The 17,262-nt window shown below is 39.1% G+C and carries 15 protein-coding genes and 4 pseudogenes; 15 read left to right on the top strand and 4 right to left on the bottom strand.

What is annotated here, in order from left to right; translation table 11 throughout:
* Positions 1–53: 53 nt before the first annotated feature.
* Both AC4CU3_RS01640 and AC4CU3_RS01635 read right to left on the bottom strand, forming a co-directional pair.
* Complete coding sequence (locus AC4CU3_RS01640; protein WP_490737948.1) at positions 54–896, bottom strand: hypothetical protein; 843 nt, start codon at positions 894–896, stop codon at positions 54–56.
* Entirely contained in the window at positions 883–1,224 is a 342-nt protein-coding gene (locus AC4CU3_RS01635) for a hypothetical protein (protein ID WP_333640488.1), read from the bottom strand. The genes AC4CU3_RS01640 and AC4CU3_RS01635 overlap by 14 nt, the downstream gene beginning before the upstream one ends.
* 1,084 nt (positions 1,225–2,308) lie before the next feature.
* On the opposite strand from AC4CU3_RS01635, the gene AC4CU3_RS01630 reads away from it, so the two are divergent.
* The 7 genes from AC4CU3_RS01630 to AC4CU3_RS01600 all read left to right on the top strand — a co-directional run bounded on the left by AC4CU3_RS01630 (position 2,309) and on the right by AC4CU3_RS01600 (position 6,762).
* Positions 2,309–2,932: a hypothetical protein gene (locus AC4CU3_RS01630; protein ID WP_490737939.1), complete on the top strand. Its 624-nt coding sequence runs from the start codon at positions 2,309–2,311 to the stop codon at positions 2,930–2,932.
* A 26-nt stretch (positions 2,933–2,958) separates the two neighbouring features.
* Positions 2,959–4,314, top strand: coding sequence for a CAP domain-containing protein (locus AC4CU3_RS01625; protein ID WP_490737947.1), 1,356 nt, complete (start codon positions 2,959–2,961; stop codon positions 4,312–4,314).
* Positions 4,304–5,068, top strand: coding sequence for a hypothetical protein (locus AC4CU3_RS01620; RefSeq protein ID WP_279683714.1), 765 nt, complete (start codon positions 4,304–4,306; stop codon positions 5,066–5,068). Before AC4CU3_RS01625 ends, AC4CU3_RS01620 begins: the two co-directional genes overlap by 11 nt.
* A 33-nt stretch (positions 5,069–5,101) precedes the next feature.
* Positions 5,102–5,485 (top strand): hypothetical protein, encoded by a 384-nt coding sequence (locus AC4CU3_RS01615; protein WP_279683716.1) that lies wholly within the window; start codon positions 5,102–5,104, stop codon positions 5,483–5,485.
* 172 nt (positions 5,486–5,657) lie between these two features.
* Complete coding sequence (locus tag AC4CU3_RS01610; RefSeq protein ID WP_490738453.1) at positions 5,658–5,816, top strand: type II toxin-antitoxin system HicB family antitoxin; 159 nt, start codon at positions 5,658–5,660, stop codon at positions 5,814–5,816.
* Between the two features lie 44 nt (positions 5,817–5,860).
* Positions 5,861–6,142, top strand: a complete 282-nt coding sequence (locus tag AC4CU3_RS01605) for a hypothetical protein (RefSeq protein WP_490737946.1) — start codon at positions 5,861–5,863, stop codon at positions 6,140–6,142.
* Positions 6,143–6,456: 314 nt separating this feature from the next.
* Positions 6,457–6,762 carry a hypothetical protein gene (locus tag AC4CU3_RS01600; protein WP_279683722.1) on the top strand — a complete coding sequence of 102 codons (306 nt, stop codon included), beginning with the start codon at positions 6,457–6,459 and terminating at the stop codon, positions 6,760–6,762.
* A 295-nt stretch (positions 6,763–7,057) separates the two neighbouring features.
* On the opposite strand, the pseudogene AC4CU3_RS01595 reads toward AC4CU3_RS01600, so the two are convergent.
* Positions 7,058–7,249 (bottom strand): annotated as a pseudogene (locus AC4CU3_RS01595) (type II toxin-antitoxin system Phd/YefM family antitoxin); the annotation flags it as partial.
* Between the two features lie 394 nt (positions 7,250–7,643).
* Between AC4CU3_RS01595 and AC4CU3_RS01590 the strand changes: the two are divergent.
* Complete coding sequence (locus AC4CU3_RS01590; RefSeq protein WP_490737945.1) at positions 7,644–9,929, top strand: AAA family ATPase; 2,286 nt, start codon at positions 7,644–7,646, stop codon at positions 9,927–9,929.
* A 161-nt stretch (positions 9,930–10,090) separates the two neighbouring features.
* On the opposite strand, the pseudogene AC4CU3_RS01585 reads toward AC4CU3_RS01590, so the two are convergent.
* A pseudogene (locus AC4CU3_RS01585) lies at positions 10,091–11,014 on the bottom strand (acyl-CoA dehydrogenase C-terminal domain-containing protein); the annotation flags it as partial.
* Positions 11,015–11,067: 53 nt separating this feature from the next.
* Between AC4CU3_RS01585 and AC4CU3_RS01580 the strand changes: the two are divergent.
* The 7 genes and pseudogenes from AC4CU3_RS01580 (at position 11,068) to AC4CU3_RS01550 (ending at position 17,250) form a co-directional block, all read left to right on the top strand.
* Positions 11,068–12,000, top strand: coding sequence for an IS5 family transposase (locus AC4CU3_RS01580; RefSeq protein WP_490737944.1), 933 nt, complete (start codon positions 11,068–11,070; stop codon positions 11,998–12,000).
* A 383-nt stretch (positions 12,001–12,383) separates the two neighbouring features.
* Positions 12,384–12,707, top strand: a complete 324-nt coding sequence (locus tag AC4CU3_RS01575) for an IS5 family transposase (protein ID WP_032031561.1) — start codon at positions 12,384–12,386, stop codon at positions 12,705–12,707.
* 37 nt (positions 12,708–12,744) lie between these two features.
* Positions 12,745–13,137, top strand: a pseudogene (locus AC4CU3_RS01570) (transposase family protein); the annotation flags it as partial.
* A 225-nt stretch (positions 13,138–13,362) separates the two neighbouring features.
* Positions 13,363–13,577, top strand: a pseudogene (locus AC4CU3_RS01565) (transposase); the annotation flags it as partial.
* A gap of 635 nt (positions 13,578–14,212) precedes the next feature.
* The gene (purU, locus tag AC4CU3_RS01560; RefSeq protein ID WP_279683164.1) at positions 14,213–15,079 is read left to right on the top strand and encodes a formyltetrahydrofolate deformylase; all 867 of its coding nucleotides are present in this window, start codon (positions 14,213–14,215) and stop codon (positions 15,077–15,079) included.
* Positions 15,076–15,969, top strand: coding sequence for a bifunctional methylenetetrahydrofolate dehydrogenase/methenyltetrahydrofolate cyclohydrolase FolD (gene folD / locus AC4CU3_RS01555; RefSeq protein ID WP_279683166.1), 894 nt, complete (start codon positions 15,076–15,078; stop codon positions 15,967–15,969). The genes purU and folD overlap by 4 nt, the downstream gene beginning before the upstream one ends.
* Before the next feature lie 42 nt (positions 15,970–16,011).
* The gene (locus AC4CU3_RS01550; protein WP_279683168.1) at positions 16,012–17,250 is read left to right on the top strand and encodes an FAD-dependent oxidoreductase; all 1,239 of its coding nucleotides are present in this window, start codon (positions 16,012–16,014) and stop codon (positions 17,248–17,250) included.
* The last annotated feature ends 12 nt before the right edge of the window (positions 17,251–17,262 follow it).

The following is a 17,262-nucleotide window of genomic DNA, read 5'->3' as shown; positions in this document are numbered from 1 at the left end:
AGTGTAAGGATAGTTTCTAATAAGCAAGTTCAATCTGGATAAGATGAACTTGCTTACTTGATTAAATAGCTGTCGATTTGCAATTGCTCAAGTGCATGCCATTGATAACGATCCTGACCTGAAAAATGCTGTTTGATATAGGCAATATGTCGAATCACGTGTTTCTGCTGTTTGAGTAAATGCTGAATGCGCTGATCTGCATAATGAATATCAACGCGCTGCTGCAACAGCGCTTGATAAAAATGACGATAATCAGGGTTCATATTTTTCAAAATTTCATGTGATGCAATTGGAGAGCGTGGCTGACTCAATCCTTGTGCCGTCGTATTTCCAGAAATGACAATTTTCGGTTGTACGGAACTTTTCGCTGGTCTTAAGGACTGTGTGGGTGTATCTGTCTGAGTTTTGAGAGTGTGAAACGCGTGTTGAATTGACTGCGTTAGCGTATCAGCTTGGGTGTCTTTAAGTGGATTTGTACTTCTTTCAGGCTTTGTACCAGTTGTATTTGTCATTTGCACCGACGATTGCGGTTGAGCTTGAGTATTCGGTTGGATCAGTTGTTTTAACTTTTTATAGTTAATTGAATAAAAATTGGTTTGGAGCCATTTATTTTTTGAGAGCTTTTTAATCACTAAAATCTCTGCCTGTTTTAATTTAGCGACGATCCGTTTAATGGTTGAGACACTATAGATCCCGAGGGTTTGTTGCCATTGCTCATAGCTATGAAACCAATACTTTTTTCCTTTGTGAACTTGAGCATCATTTTTTTCTAAGCAGTAATGCAGCTTTTGTAGGAAAGTCGCGGCTGCGACGCCATACGCTTTTGCAAGCGTAGGCGAAGCAATTAAAGGGTAGTCCGAGGGAGCCAGCAGAATATGCTGATTATGCTTGGACATAACGTGCTCCCAAAAGACGCTCAGCACGTTCAATCAGGTTCTGACGTTGATGGGTACGGAATGCCCAGAGCGAAGGGGTATGATTATTTTGATTGAGTTTTGCGACTTCAGCGATTTGTTCATCATTCATCTGGCGCATGCATTGACGAATAATTTGATGCGCATGCTCAAGCTCGGTCAGCAAGGAGTCTGCAGTATCAAGTGCTTGATAAAGATGGGTTAAGCTTTGGCGCTGGGGATTTGAAATGGTCTTGCCAAGTTCAACAATCAGTTGAGAGGCTTGTTTTTTAGGTGTGCAAGTGTATGCACCATGAAAAGTAGCGTTCATAGCAGTGGTCCTAGATAAGTTTTAAATACTTACCAGCATCACTTTCCTACGGTGATGGTGGCAGCTCGACAGGAGTAGGAAATACTGAATCTAGGATCAGCCAACCTTACGGTTGTCCTGCCAAACTGCCATAGCGACTGCTAAAACAGTAGGCAAAAAAATAGCCGCGAGTGCGACATTAATTTGCACCTAGATTGTATCAGGTTTCCTACGCCTGAACACAGATTTTGCTGTGTCCTATAAGCTTATCTGCGTATCCCGTGAGCTGTCAACGTTGTATTTGATTATATTTACAAAACGCAACATTTCATTAATTCATTGATTAAGCTTTAGTTATTGGGGAAGTCTGACGGCTAGAGCTACCTATGATGAAGAGAAGTATCTCGTTTGATACACCAGGGTTTTTCTTCAGATCCACTTAAAAAAGTGAATGTTGGGCGAAGATCTATTCAATCATTTTATTCATTTATTTTATTACAGAAGAGCAGTTCATTTTAGACCGATCCATAGCATCAAAATGAGCCCATCGTTGGTTTTAATTTGAGCTTATGGGTGAAATCAACAACTTAACTGAATTTATTCAAGCCGATCATGTGAATTTTATCGTATCGCGAAATTGACTAAAGCGCTGGATAAATCTAATATGAGCTCGCTGGCCTACATTGCCAGTCGGTTTTAGCAGACCGTTGATCCAGCACAGAAAATAGCCTGTCTATTTTTTGTGGACCTTCTCGTCCCCCTTTTTTTCTATGGTAGGGCAGGAGGGGGACGTCTTTGACGTGCTGGTTCCTTGGATCCCAGTCTGCTAACCCTCTTTTGCTCTGCCACCATTATTTAGCAGTAATCGGCAGAGCTTCTTAAGATTCAAGGAGCTTCTCATGCTGTATCCATCTATTCTTTATTGTGCCTCCGCACCTGTTCAACCTTGTTGTGTCATTCAACAGGGCATACAGCACTGATTTTAATTTTTAAGCTGTATTAAAAAAACATTTTTACACGAACAATCTCTAAGGTGGATGGCTCAATCACGCCTATAAAAAATACTTATTTTTATATCCCCTTGTGATTGTCAATTGCATTGAACATGCGGGGAACAATGATGTCTGAATTCACTCAACCAAAAATCATTCCAATCGAAAATCGCCCACCAAAATCCAAAGTCTTTATAAAGTGCATTGTGGCGCCGATCGTCATCTTTTTAATTATGGCCAAAGTCTTTTCCTTTGGCTGGTTTGGTTCTCTATTTTTTGGCATTTGGCTGTTATGGTTTGTGATCACCTATTACTTCTATGAATATGGCAATACCTATTTTGCAGGCATGACGGAGCAACTGACCCGTCAAGGTGAACAGTTTAATTATCACAATCGTGGGGTCTGGATTAACAGTCAGCATAAAACCATCATCCTGTTTGATGAACCCGAACAGCGTTTAGTGAAATACCCCTTTGACTATATTACGTCGGTCGGTCACTTCAAATTAGTTGAAGACAAAGTCTCTTATACCAGCACAGTCACCAGCAATCCGATGACGGGAACGCATATCCACCATCACGAACATCGCAGCCCAGTCAAAAGAGAATACCAAGTCAATATTGGAACACGAGATCAATTCAAACCGCATTACTGCCTCAAAGTGTTGTTTCCTTGGCGTAGCCCAAAAATGGCCAGTGAAATTCGTCAACTGCTGTCGGCTGATCATTACCAATAAAAACCAAGAATAAGAGGGCGAATAAAATGATGAAACATTCAAAAACGGGGATAGCATCGATTAGAACCAGCACCTTGATGCTGGTCATCAGTATGGCGATGGCCGGATGTGGCGGTGGTGGTTCAGGCGGAAGCACTGGTTCCAATAGTGGTGGAACGGATGGAGCAAACGATGGCGGTACTTCACCTCAGCCTGTCACGTGTTCTGAAACGCAATATCTCCAAGAAGGGATCTGTAAAAACAAGACAGCACAACGCTTTGAACCCTTACAGCTCCAGCGCTTTCTCAAAGGTCAGGCCTATCAGTTGAACCTAAAGACGGATCAAGATCTGGCCCTCAGTTTTAGCAGTGAAAGTCCGAGTATTTGTGACTTCGAACAAGGCGAGTTAAAAGCCTTAGATTTAGGCAAATGTAGTTTAAAACTGACACAGGCGGGAACCTCACAGCTTCTGCCTGTGAATAGCACGATGGTGGTGGATGTCATTGAGAATGATGCAGAGCAGCACAAAGATCTGAATGCCTGTCAGGCAGGGAGACCCAGTGAGGCGGAGCGGCAGCTGTTTATCAATACCCTGAATGAGATCCGTGCCTTACACCATCTGCCGAAAGTTCGCTATGACCAAGCCTATGAAGATCAGATGATGCAAGCCTCCATGCTGTTGGCAGTGAATGAAAAGACTTCACATTATCCAGATGGAACATGGCACTGTTTTAGTGATATTGGCTATCAGGGTACTTCGACATCGAACTTGAACTTTATTCAAGCCTATCAGCCTTTAGCCAGCTACGGTGCAGATACCCATTTGATCAATTGGTTGATTGAAAAAAACTCGAGCAGCATTGGTCATCGACGTCATATCTTGAGTCCCTTCCTGAATAAAACCGCCTATGGCGAAGTCTCCAATACCGAGGCTAAAAGCGTATCGACCATCTTAGGCGCTGCCATGAAAGTGGTCTATCCCTATGCATCACAAACCTTAAGCACCACGATGCCGAAAGGGGTGATTGCCTATCCGTATCATGCCTATCCAAAGAAATTCTTTTCAAAAACTGAACCTTTATCCCTGTCGATATTAGTCAATCCACAAAATGCCTATGCCAACAATACGGTGGATTTTTCTCAGGCAAAACTGACAGTGACGAGACGGGATAATCAGCACATCCAAACGATCAGCAACATCCAGTATGACAATATCAGCTATGGTTTATTGGCGAATAATCTGCAATTTCATTTTAGCGCAATGGAATACAACGTGATCTATGACGTCAATGTGAAGAATGTATGGGTGGATGGAAAAGCTGAAGACTATGCCTACTGGTTTAAGGTTGATGATCAGTCCGGTGAACAACGCTCATCAGGAGAACCATCCGATGACATTTAAGCTGAGACTATTTTTACTTGCCAGTGCTTCACTACTGGTATTACAGACAGCGACAGCTCAACCTGTTTCCACCTCTAATGAAGTGACTTTAGAGCAGGGCTTAAACTGTTTGGATTGGGCCAAGCAAGAACAGTCCTTTAGCAATCAACTGGCCACGGGAGATTGGACGTATACCGCAGCCTCTAAGCGAACAATGCTGCAACAACAATTTAAACAGCAATACACCCAGCAAAAATCAACTGTTGTAGATGATCCAGACGATGAAAACTACTGTGAGGATTGTCCTGAAATAGAGGTCTATTTGCCCAAAGATAAACGCAATCCGATTCAACGCATCGAGGCTTTGATGCAGGTCAGTGTGGCTGGGGCAAGTACCTCGATTTATCGCAATGATGACATGGCCCAAACCAAAGAAAAAATTGAAGCGGGTTTAAAGATTCAGCTCAGTCACTATAGCGGGCAGCAATTTAAACGCTTTAAACAGCAGTGGGATCAAGCCTCAGCACATGACAATGAGAAACGAACCAAGACCCAGCAGGTCTTTCAACAGTATCCGCATTTAAAGGTGTTTAACGGGGAGGTCTTTCAAAACGGAAAGCGTTACAGCCCTAAACAGATTTACATCTATACCCAGCACTATAAACGGGATGTTTCTGATCTGACCGACATGATTGCCTATATCAGTCTGTATGACCATCCCGTGAATCCATCACAGCACATTTTACAGTGTGGCTTTATTGACAATGTGTTTTAAACCACTTCAACTGAATAAAGAAAGAGTAACGTCATGAAAAAAATATTTTTAGCAGGTTTATGTCTCAGCCTTTCAAGCTGGGCCTGTGCGGGTGCCAAAGAAAGTCTTGTGGGAAAACGTCTAGTGATGGACATCCCTGATGTTCAATGTGCCGGCTTGTCCTTCTCCAAAAATGGCAAAGATGCTGCGATGTATGCAGAATTGGGACAGTGTCAGGATCCCCTACATCTTAGGGTCAGATGGTTGGATGACAAGACCTTTATCTTAATCGAAAAAATACGCCTCAATGAGACCTCTCCACCCCGTAGCTTTTTATATAAGGTCAAAAGCGTCAATCAGCACTATGTAGAACTCACTCAGATCTGGACAGGGTGGGGAGACTCAAAAGACGATACGTTGGGTTATTACTTTAGATAATCAGATTGGAATAGTGATCAAGACCGGCCCTTGCTGAGGCAGGGGCTTTTAAAACAAGAAATGAATGGTTCGATCAGTATTTCAAAGGAATTCAAGCATGGTGTGTAGTCCAGTGTTTTATCCAGCAAAATTCGAACAAGAAGGGCAAGCGTACAACGTCTCTTTTTGAGATATTCCTGAGGCAATGACTTGTGGTGACAACTTCGAGGATGCGCTGAAGATGGCCAAAGATGCGCTGTTCACCAGTGTGGACTTTTATCGTGAAGAGGGTCGTATCTTCCATCCACCCAGTGAAATACAAGAAGGTGAGATCATGATTGCTTTAGTTTAGTCACTGACATAAATCTCATAGGGATCAAAAGTGAGGAGAGCAATGTGGAAAGAAAAGAACACGAAGATTTAGAGCAACACAAAGACATAGAGCAAGCCACAGAGGTTTTATGTGACGTCTGCATTGAATCTACTCAACTGAACTATGCTGTCCTGTCAGCCAATTGGGGCAAGGGGGCGAAGCATGATGGAGAACAGTATGAACTGCATTTATGTGAGGCGTGTTTCTTTCAAACAGTAGCAACGTTAAAAAGAGAACATCGGGTGAAGCAGATGTTTAATGAGGATTTTAATGAAGCTGAATTGGAACGATTTGGCCGGAAATAAAGATGACTCAATGATGAGTTTTTCCTATGGATTGGACTCCACCTGCATTAGGCTCTACATCTCCTGCTTCAGGATTTAATGCTAAGAATGTTTTGAATTCCTCATATTTTTCCTGAGTCTAATAAACAAGACAGTATTTAGTAAATAATGAGTCTCACATATTGTATACATTGATTTTAGTTATACTACCTTGCAGTAGTTTATTTCATACTACTTGGTGATATTTTTATATACTAATTTTTAATTCACAGGTTTAAAGACGATGTACTATTTCGCAGAGGATCCCTTCTAGGTAATGTTACCTAGGAGGAACAATGAAAAAACTAAAACATCAATACAAGCAATCAATACAAAGTACTCGACACGATTATCTTTGGAAGGTTTACCCTAATGTCAGAAGTGCTATATTTAAGAAATTTAGTTTTCAGCAAGAGCGTAGCTTTTATTTTTTGCATCGTATTGAATACAAAAGTTATTCGCTTAAAATTCGAGTAGCACGTGGTGCAGGCTTACCTCAAGTTTGGGATGATTTTCCGACTTGCGTTTATAAAGTTGCTAAAAGTTGGAAACATAATTCTAAGAGAGCACATCAGTACTACAAAGAACATGAACAAAAATAAAAAATGGGAGCTATCATATCAGCTCCCATTTTTTGTTGTTTCGGCATAAGCCCCATTATGTTAAATAGGGGTAAAATTCCCTCTTTAAGAAATCCGATTGAGCTGATCTTAGACAGTCTTATGCAAATATCGGTAACTGTTAGATCAGGTTGGAGCTATTACGCTGGTTTGTAATCGAATCTAAAGTACAACGGTTAAATTAGTTTACCAATTTCAACTGTATAACACTCTTTCCCTTCAAGGGTATCTGAACCAAATCTTACGAAAATTCGATAAATAACACCAACAGCCATGCTTATTGCCCTTCTGCTTCTTCAAACACTTCTTTTTTATTCAAAAGCATATGTTTGATCGGCTGACCAGTTAACTGAGCAATATCCAACAGATCACAAACCATCTGTTGTCCTAGCTGTTCACGCCGAGCAGCTTCAACGATTTCCTGCATGTTTTGAAATTCTTCAAAGCTTAGAACAACAGCTTCGAGCGTATGATGTGTGCTGAAAAAACAGGAGGTTTTTTGATTCCTTCATTATTGCTGACATGGCTGATTAGCAGAGCTGAGCGTAAAGCTAAGTTAATGACTTAAAACTGGCTAAGTGGGGCATCTTTAGATGAACAACTTCGTACCAAAGCACCTAATCAAAAACTTAGAACGATTCCTGTGTATGATCTTTAATGATTTTGAACTCAATACAGTTTTAATGGCATTCAAAATGCTTTTCTCCAATTGAATATCGATGTCAAAATTTCACTATTATGAACATAATAGTTTGATTTAATGTTAATTTTATATGGTCAATGCTATAGAAAATATAGAGCAATCGATATACGATACTATAATTCATTATTCGCAAATTAAAATGAAGAAAGGTAAATAATAAATGTTAGAGAGAATACATAAAGTAAAAGGGGTCGGGTTGCTGCATGATGCTGATGGACGCCAATATGCATTTCAAAAGGCAACTTTTATATATGCCGATAATGGAAGGGGTAAATCAACGCTAGCCTCATTGTTTCGCTCATGCAGTACAAATAACCCAGCTTTAGTAATCAACCGTCGTACGATTGACGGAACTAACAACCAAGAAGTTGACTTTCAATTTTCAAATGGGAATTGGTCAAGATTTAAAAATGGTAGTTGGGATATTAGTCGCCCTGAGATTCTTGTTTTTGATTCTGATTTTGTTGAGCAGAATGTTTATGCAGGAGGGCAAGTATCAACAGATCAAAGGAAAAATTTATTAAAATTTGCTATAGGTGCAACAGCAGTTACTGCTCAACAAGAATATGATCAAGCTGATCAAGATTTGAGGAGTGCCATGGGGGTTGTTAGTAGTATAACTAACCAGTTGGCTCTCATTCATCAGGGACGTACTTTACTTCAGTTTAGACAGCTTCAAGATATACCTGATGCTAATGAGCAGATTATTGAACTTAATGGCAAAATTGCTGAAGCTCGTAATATTGTATTGATTCAAGCCAAAGCATTACCACAGTTACTTGAATCTCCAAGTATTGATATTAATCCCATTATTGAAATTATGGGAACTTCAATTGCTAACATTAACCAGACTGCTGAACAACAAGTAAAAGCACATTTAGATAAGCATCAGAAAAATGGTTTGGAGAAATGGATAAGTGATGGACAAGGTTATATAGAGTCGGATAATTGTCCGTTTTGCGATCAATCACTTGAGGGGGTCGAGATTATTCAAGCATATCAAAGCTATTTTAATCAAGAGTATAGAGGCTTAAAATCTGATGTGGCGCGGTTAGGGAGCTTAATTAATCAAGTCTGCTCGGATGGGATAATTGACAGATTGAAGTCACGTTGTGAAACAACTAACGCTGTTATTGGTGGTTGGCAAGAACATCTAGAAATCGCCTATCCAATTTTTAATGAAGCAGAAGCCCGTGGAGCTCTTTCAAATATTAGATGTATATTAGAGACCTTAAAACAGCAAAAAGAATGTAATTTATTAGAATCAGTCGATATCGCGGAGCAGTCAAATCAAATTCATGATGAATGGCAGGTGATCATCAACGCTGTAAATTCATGCAATGACAACATTAATAATGCGCTCCAACAAATTACTCAATACAAGGAAAGTTTGGGTGGGTTGAATATTGGGCTACTAGAGCAACAAATTAAAGAATTGGAATTAGTAAAAATTCGCTTTAGTGCACATACTATTGACTTATTTAATCAACTTGACACTAGTAAACAGGCTGAATCTACTGCTCAAAGTGTGAAACAAGCCAAAAAAGAAGCGTTAAATCTAGTCATGGAAACCACTTTAAATAGTTACAAAGACCGTATTAATCAACTACTGCGGAGTTTTGGAGCGCAATTTCTCATTCCAAGTATCGATTTTAATTATCGCGGTGGTTTGAGAAGTGACTACTCTTTGGAAATGCGTGGAGCAAACATTGCATTAAGCGGCGGTGTTCCAGACTTTAAAACATCACTAAGTGAAGGTGATAAGAGAACTTTAGCATTTGCATTTTTCATTGCATCAACGGAGTCTACTCCTGATCTGGCTAATAAAATTATCATTATTGATGATCCGATGTGTAGTTTTGATTTGAATAGAAAGCAGCAAACACGAACAGTATTAAAGAGATTGTTCGATAGTAGTAAGCAGCTAGTGATTATCGCTCATGATATTCATTTTTTGAGGAACTTACGTGATGATCTGATTCGCAGTAATATTCCATCTAATAACATTAAGTTTCTTACATTGAAAGCCGTTACTAATCGTTATAGTAATTTTGATCAGATAGATATTGATCAGGAATGTGAGAGTGCATATTTCAAAAGTCATCGGCTACTAGAGGAATATAAGGCTGGTAATGCTCAAAGTAGTATGGAAGTCGCAAGATCAATTAGACCTATGCTTGAAGGCTATTTGCACAGAAGATTCCCTGGACTTATAACTCAAGGTCATTTATTTGGCACTGTTGTTCAGCAGATAAACACTGCTCAACATCCTAATCCATTAGTTTATGCTCAAAATATTACCAATGAATTGAATGAAATAAATAGCTATGCTGGCCAATTTCATCATGACACAAACGCTGCTGCTGATCAGGTCCAAATTGTAGATGGTGAGCTGCTAACTTTTGTGGAACGAGCAATTAAAGTAGTCCATGCTGGTATAGTTTAGCTTTCTGATATACAAATAAAAAATGCGTTTAAGAGGAGAACTTTCGGAGATATATTACGCTATTATTTTTGTTGGATCATATTAAGTAATTTTGAGTTTTATTAATAATTTTTTATCTAATAGAAAAATGTGAGAGCTTTAGCTCTCACATTTAAAAATTTTTAAAAAATAAACTCTTCTTCCTTATGCTGCATTAGAACATCTAAACCACCATTTATAACCTCAACATGCATTTGGGCTCTAGGTAAGATTTTTTTGAAGTAAAATTGGGACGTCTTAACTTTTGCTTCATAAAAAGCAGAATCACTTGGTTGATTTTTGAGTTGATCAATAGCTGTTTTTTCCATCCAAGCCCATAAATATGCAAAAGTGACATAACCTGAAAAATACATAAAATCTACCGCAGCAGCGCCAACTTCTTCAGGATCCATCATGCCGTCAACTGCAACTTTCATGGATAAATCAATCCATTGTTTGTTCAATGAAGAGAGCTTTTCAATATGAGATGAGAGTTGCTTGTTGTCTCGATTTTCTTCACAAAACTTGTGAATGATCTTGGTGAATTTTTGCAGAAGTTCTCCACGACTTTGAATCACTTTTCGACCAATTAGGTCCAATGACTGAATTTCAGTGGTTCCTTCATAAAGAGTAGAGATGCGTGTATCACGTACAATTTGTTCCATGCCCCATTCACTAATAAATCCATGTCCACCATATATTTGCACGCCGTGTTTTGCTGCTTCTGATCCCATTTCCGTAAGAAATGCTTTGGCGATAGGAGTAATTAAACTCATCAGATCATCCGCATGTTTACGCTGCTCTTCTGTTTCAGCATGATGTAGTAAGTCAATTTGACTCGCTAACCAATACACCAATGCACGACCACCTTCAGCAAAGCATTTTTGTGTCAATAACATGTTGCGTACAGCAGGATGAACAATAATAGGGTCTGCTTCTTTTTCAGGATTTTTTGGTCCTGAAAGTGAACGCATTGCTAAACGGTCTTTTGCATAAGCAAATGCACCTTGAAAAGCACCTTCTGATGAACAAACGCCTTGCAAAGCGGTATGTACGCGAGCTGAATGGCTTTGTTGCACAAACCTATCTGTAAAGGGTTTTTCAGCGATATAATTTCTAAATGAAGAAGCCTACACACAAAATCTACCGCACAACCAATTGGTCCGCATATAACCGAGCACTCATGAGTCGCGGAAATATTGCCATTTGGTTTGATCCTGCTACGCAATGGTATGCGCCATCAAAAGGCAAACAAGGGCGAAATCAAACCTACTCCGACGCAGCCATCCAATGCTGCTTAATGATTAAATCCTTATTCCGTCTGTCTTTACGTATGGTCACTGGCTTTGTGCAAAGTCTGATTAAACTTTGCGGATTAAATTGGATAGCTCCAGATTACACCACGCTTTGTAGAAGACAAAAGCATATTGATATTGTAATCAGCTACCAAAAAAGTAGCGATGGGCTGCATCTACTCATGGACTCTACAGGCATGAAGTTTCTAGGTGAGGGCGAATGGAAATGCAAGAAACATGGACCTGAATATCGTCGCCAATGGCGTAAACTTCATATTGGTATAGATGCTAAAACCCTACAAATACGAGCAGTTCAGCTTACAACCAATAATGTCAGTAATTCACAGGTGCTTGGTGATTTACTTAATCAGATTCCACAAGATGAGCGGATTAACTGTGTTTATACCGATGGAGCTTATGACACCAAGCAATGCCGTCAGGTCATTGCAGATCGGCAAGCGCATGCGGTGATTCCACCTAGAAAAAATGCGAAACCATGGAAAGATACAAAGAGTAGCTCGCTAGAGCGAAATGAATTACTTCGAACAATTAAACGTTTAGGCAGGACACTATGGAAAAAATGGTCAGGCTATCATCGGCGAAGTTTGGTTGAAACTAAGATGCATTGCATCAAATTATTAGGAGATAAACTCAGTGCAAGGAGTTTTGATAGCCAAGTGAATGAGATCCATGCACGTGTAGCAGTCCTTAACAGATTTACGGAATTAGGTCGACCACTTACCCAAGTTACGCCTTAAATTTAGCTCAATTAGGGGCGCTTTGCATTTCAAATCTTTGTGCAACAAAGTCGAGCCGTACTATCTAGAAAACTTTTATTACTGATTCAATTGCAACTAGTTGAGAAAACAATCTTCAATGGTATTGATGGATATCAATTAACTCAAAAAGGGGAGTCGATCATCTATCATTTTAAAAAATTCATCGATGAAGTATGCAAAATTATATGAACAATAGACTTCCGTCATAAATCAAAAAACGTACAATTTATTTGATCTTAAATTAATCAGCAAAATTATTTAATTCAAGAGATAATCCTTGGATGAAATTCAAAGATATTCAAAAATTATCAAACGTTAAGTTTCGTAGGCTTACCGGTGTTAGTTGGGCTACATTTAACCTCATGTTGGCCGAGCTAAATAAGCATTTACCTCGTCATATTGGTAAAGGACGACCGCATAAATTACCGTTGGAAGATCGTTTGCTCTTATGTATAGAATATTGGAGAGAATATCGAACATTTTTCCATCTTGGTATGAGTTACGGTGTATCTGAAACGAGTGCAATTCGTATCACACGTGTTATTGAAGATACCTTAATCCGTTCTGGAAAATTTAACTTGCCAAAACAACTTCCTAATCGAGATGAAGTGGATTGGGAAGTTGTTGTGATTGATGCAACTGAAATATTAGTTCAACGTCCAAAAAAAACAGAAGAAATGGTATAGCGGTAAAAAAAAGCGACATACCTTTAAATTTCAGCTATCTATGCACTATACAACAGGTGAAATACTGAGTGTATGTGGAAGTCATGGAAGCATGCATGATTTTAAAATATTTAAAAAAAGTATGAGGAAATTAAAATTTAAGCCCTTTTTTATCGTTGATAAGGGTTATTTAGGGATAAAGAAATTGGGTTTTGGATGCCTCATGCCATCTAAAGCAAAGAAAACTGAAAAACTAGATTCTGAATTAAAAAAGTTAAATAGAGAGATTGGTCGTAGACGAATTCAAGTAGAGCATGTATTTGGAAGGATGAAATGTTTTAAGATTTTATCTTGTGTATATAGAAATCGTCGTAAAAGATTAAACCTGCGGTTTAATTTACTTGCTGGCATATACAATTTAGATTGGGTGAAAGATAAACAATTAAATTGATTGAAAAATGATTTATGAAGGAAGTCTAATATTTTTCTTATTTGATTAAGAAGGTACATCTTATAAATATGCTTTTATAATTAATTGAAATAGTTAATATTTACCACTGTCCTATTAAAGATTAAATCAGTTTAACTATTGCGATAGCTTGAGCTGTTTCTAATTTTACTTGGATTTTTTGCATAAACCTATTCTAAAAGTCTTCTTCAGCAATATAATTTCTAAATGAAGAAGCCTGCACCTAAAATCTACCGCTTAACCAATTGGTCCGCTTATAACTGAGCATTAATAAATCGAGGAAAGATCCTACGACTCAATAGTATGCTCAACCATAAGGCAAACACGGACGAAATCAAACTTATGCCGATGCCGCGATTCAGTGCTGTTTAATGATCAAATCGCTATTTCGACTCTCTTTACGCATGGCCACACGATTCCTTTCAATCTAAATGCAACAAAACTAAACGGAGCTGTAGCTGAATGCGCAAAATTAATGCATAAAAATTTCCTGTCAGGAATTTATGTAATTTATTTAAATATAACATACTGAAATATATATAAATAATAATATGGCATATTCCTTGCTAGCTTTAAATATGTTGATTAGTAGAGTGACTCAGATGAGTAAATTCAGTTTATTTAAAATTAAAGATATTCGCTTAATTGGGCAGAAGTCATGTGAATTGTATATGGAGAATATTGAAACCCATTTAACCAAAGGGTGGACCATACATTGTAATGATATTTTTGAGCATCAATTTCATGAACAGCTCAATCATCTTTGTCAATCTGATAATCCATTTGCCTCATTACTTCAGCTTAAGCAATATCATAAAATCGAAGTTTTATGTTAAATGTCTATTTATAACAGGGTAATGATCAAGTGAACATTACCCTGGTTTTTCACGTCCAAAATAACCATAAAGTTTTGATTTATATAAATAAAAATATAAAAAATAGATGGACGATCTAAAAAAAATCTTATATAAATTCCCTGTAGGAAAAAATATTTCTTTTAGGGAATTTATTTAGTTTCAGATTCCGGCTTCCTACAAATTTATATTGAGGAAATACCATGTCTCACGATCTTGTTAACCAGTATGTCTTAAAAATTTCTTGTCCAGCTGCCTCTGGTATTGTCGCTGCAGTTTCAGGATATCTAGCAGGAAATAATTGTTTTATTAGTGAAATGTCGCAATATGACGATGAAATTACTGGACGCTTTTTTACTCGTATTGTTTTTCGCTTCAATGATGGCAATGGAGATCTTGAGCAACTAAAACTTGGCTTTGCAGAGGTGTCAGACAAGTTTTCATTGAATGCACAATTTTATGAAAAGAAAAAGCCCATGAAAGTCATGATCATGGTGAGTAAGTTTGATCATTGTTTACTGAACCTATTATATCGCCAGCATAAAGGTGAGTTAAATTTTGAGATTACAGCAATTGTTTCTAACCATTTAGACTTACGTGCAGTTGCTGAACGTGAAGGCATTCGGTTTATTTACCTTCCTGTGACTAAAGAAACCAAACAACAGCAAGAAGAAGAACTCCTTAAAATTGTTGATGAAACAAAAACTGAATTGGTGATTTTAGCGCGCTATATGCAGATTTTATCAAATAATTTATGTACTCAATTGGCAGGTCGTGCCATCAACATTCACCACTCATTTTTACCTGGATTTAAAGGGGCAAAACCATACCACCAAGCTTTCGATCGTGGGGTAAAGCTCATCGGTGCAACAGCACATTTCGTAACCAGTGATTTAGACGAAGGTCCAATTATCGAGCAAGCTGTACAACGCGTAGACCATGCTTATCTTCCTGAAGATCTTGTGGCTGTTGGTCGCGATACTGAAACGATCGCACTTTCAAAGGCGGTGAAATATTTTGTTGAGCATCGCGTATTTATGAATGACAACCGTACAGTGGTGTTCAAATGAGCATTGCATTATTACAACGCGAAGATAACAAAATCATCGACGGAAAATCCATCGCACATCAAGTGTTGCAGGAAGTACAAGCCGATGTCAGCAAAATCAAACAGAAGGGAATTGATCCATGTCTGGCTGTGGTTTTGGTAGGGGATGATCCAGCGAGCCATGTGTATGTACGCAATAAAGTTGAAAAAGCAAATGTTGTTGGCATTCGTTCTTTAGAGTTCCGATTTGATGAACAGTTAAGTGAAGTGGATTTGCTTAAAACCATTGACACATTAAATACCGATCCCACTGTACATGGCATCTTGGTACAGCTGCCATTGCCTAAGCATATTGATGAAATAAAAGTGCTAGAGCACATTGACCCTAAAAAAGATGTCGATGGTTTTCACAGTGAAAATGTCGGCGGGATGAGCCAAGGGAGAGATGTACTTACACCATGTACCCCGACTGGCTGTGTTCGCTTGATTAAAGAAACTTTAGGCCAAGATTTGAGTGGTTTACATGCCGTTATTGTTGGTCGTTCAAATATTGTAGGCAAGCCCATGGCTGCCTTGCTATTAAAAGAAAATTGTACCGTTACCGTTGTGCATTCTAAGACTCAAGACTTACATCTGGTCTGTCAGCAGGCCGACATTTTAGTCGCAGCTGTCGGAAGGCCAAATATGATTACTGCATCCTATTTAAAAGCCGATGCCGTAGTTATAGATGTAGGAATTAACCGAGTTCTCGAAGATGGCAAACCACGCTTAGTGGGTGATGTGGCCTTCAATGATGTCTTACCTATGGTGAGTGCAATGACCCCAGTACCCGGAGGTGTAGGTCCAATGACAATTGCCTATCTAATGAAAAACACCGTACAAGCTGCCCGCTTGCAACACCCAGATTTATAGAATTATTGATAGGTGCTATATCGCACCGCGGAGGATTACGCCATGCCTTTTAGTCTGCTGAAGTATGGGTTAAGTAATGAGTATCCTGTGGAAGTAGATTTACCTCCACCAAAGGAACTGAAATCTCACTATGATGTCATCATTATTGGTGGCGGTGGGCATGGTTTAGCAATTGCCTATTATCTCGCTAAATATCATGGTGTTAAAAATGTCGCTGTATTGGAAAAATCATATCTTGGCGGTGGAAATACAGCACGTAATACCGCAGTGATTCGTTCAAATTATTTAACTTCAGAAGGGGTGAAGTTCTACGCTGAATCTGTCCGGATGTTTAAAGATCTATCGAATGAGTTTGACTTTAACATTATGTACTCGGAACGTGGTCAGTTGACTTTAGCGCATACCGACTCAACCGTTCGTGCATTTAGACAACGTGCTGAAGTGAATAAACACTTTGGTGGTCGTACAGAAATGATTGACCGTCAACAAATTAAAGAACTTGTACCGAGCTTAAATCTTGACCCAGGATATTTACCCGTTCTAGCAGGTCTATGGCACATCGATGGTGCGACCGCACGACATGATGCTGTAGCTTGGGGGTATGCCAAAGAAGCGGCCAAACGTGGGGTGGAAATTCATCAGTTAACTGAAGTACAGGACTTTGTGATTGAGAAGAATAAAGTCACCGCTGTTAAAACTAACCGTGGAACTGTCCGCTGTGGTTGTATTGTTCAGGCAATTGCAGGTGCATCTTCTATTCTAATGAATAAGTTAAACATTCGTGCACCGATTCATACTTACCCCCTACAAGCCATGGTCACTCAACCATTTAAGCCATTCTTAAATCCACTGGTAAGTTCTTCTGCCTTACATTGCTATGTGCAACAGACCAGTCGTGGTGAGATTGTTTTTGGTGGTGGCTCTGATCCGTACCCACTTTATAACACTCGTTCGACTTTGGATTTGAAAGAAAGTTTACTTGCCCATGCCATTGAAATGTTTCCTTTTATGGCCAATGCCAAACTTATGCGTCAATGGGCTGGGATTACGGACATGACCCCAGACTACAGTCCAATTATGGGGCACTCGCCCTATGACAATTACTACTTAGATGCAGGCTGGGGCACATGGGGCTTTAAAGCAACGCCAATTTGTGGAAAAACTATGGCTGAACTGGTCGCGACAGGTCGCACACCAGAAATGATAAAACCTTTTGAATTAGAACGTTTTAGTCGCTTCCAGCAAGTCAATGAAATGGGTGCAACGGCTGCGAGCCATTAAGGAGAATATCAG

It is taken from the genome of Acinetobacter sp. 802_lipA, assembly GCF_058242885.1.
This window is presented reverse-complemented; position numbering and strand designations above follow the sequence as displayed.

Coding starts and splice junctions, on each gene's coding strand:
- AC4CU3_RS01640 (WP_490737948.1), bottom strand. CDS start 896: ATGTCCAAGCATAATCAGCATATTCTGCTGGCTCCCTCGGACTACCCT.
- AC4CU3_RS01635 (WP_333640488.1), bottom strand. CDS start 1,224: ATGAACGCTACTTTTCATGGTGCATACACTTGCACACCTAAAAAACAA.
- AC4CU3_RS01630 (WP_490737939.1), top strand. CDS start 2,309: ATGCGGGGAACAATGATGTCTGAATTCACTCAACCAAAAATCATTCCA.
- AC4CU3_RS01625 (WP_490737947.1), top strand. CDS start 2,959: ATGATGAAACATTCAAAAACGGGGATAGCATCGATTAGAACCAGCACC.
- AC4CU3_RS01620 (WP_279683714.1), top strand. CDS start 4,304: ATGACATTTAAGCTGAGACTATTTTTACTTGCCAGTGCTTCACTACTG.
- AC4CU3_RS01615 (WP_279683716.1), top strand. CDS start 5,102: ATGAAAAAAATATTTTTAGCAGGTTTATGTCTCAGCCTTTCAAGCTGG.
- AC4CU3_RS01600 (WP_279683722.1), top strand. CDS start 6,457: ATGAAAAAACTAAAACATCAATACAAGCAATCAATACAAAGTACTCGA.
- AC4CU3_RS01590 (WP_490737945.1), top strand. CDS start 7,644: ATGTTAGAGAGAATACATAAAGTAAAAGGGGTCGGGTTGCTGCATGAT.
- AC4CU3_RS01580 (WP_490737944.1), top strand. CDS start 11,068: ATGAAGAAGCCTACACACAAAATCTACCGCACAACCAATTGGTCCGCA.
- AC4CU3_RS01575 (WP_032031561.1), top strand. CDS start 12,384: ATGTTGGCCGAGCTAAATAAGCATTTACCTCGTCATATTGGTAAAGGA.
- purU (WP_279683164.1), top strand. CDS start 14,213: ATGTCTCACGATCTTGTTAACCAGTATGTCTTAAAAATTTCTTGTCCA.
- folD (WP_279683166.1), top strand. CDS start 15,076: ATGAGCATTGCATTATTACAACGCGAAGATAACAAAATCATCGACGGA.
- AC4CU3_RS01550 (WP_279683168.1), top strand. CDS start 16,012: ATGCCTTTTAGTCTGCTGAAGTATGGGTTAAGTAATGAGTATCCTGTG.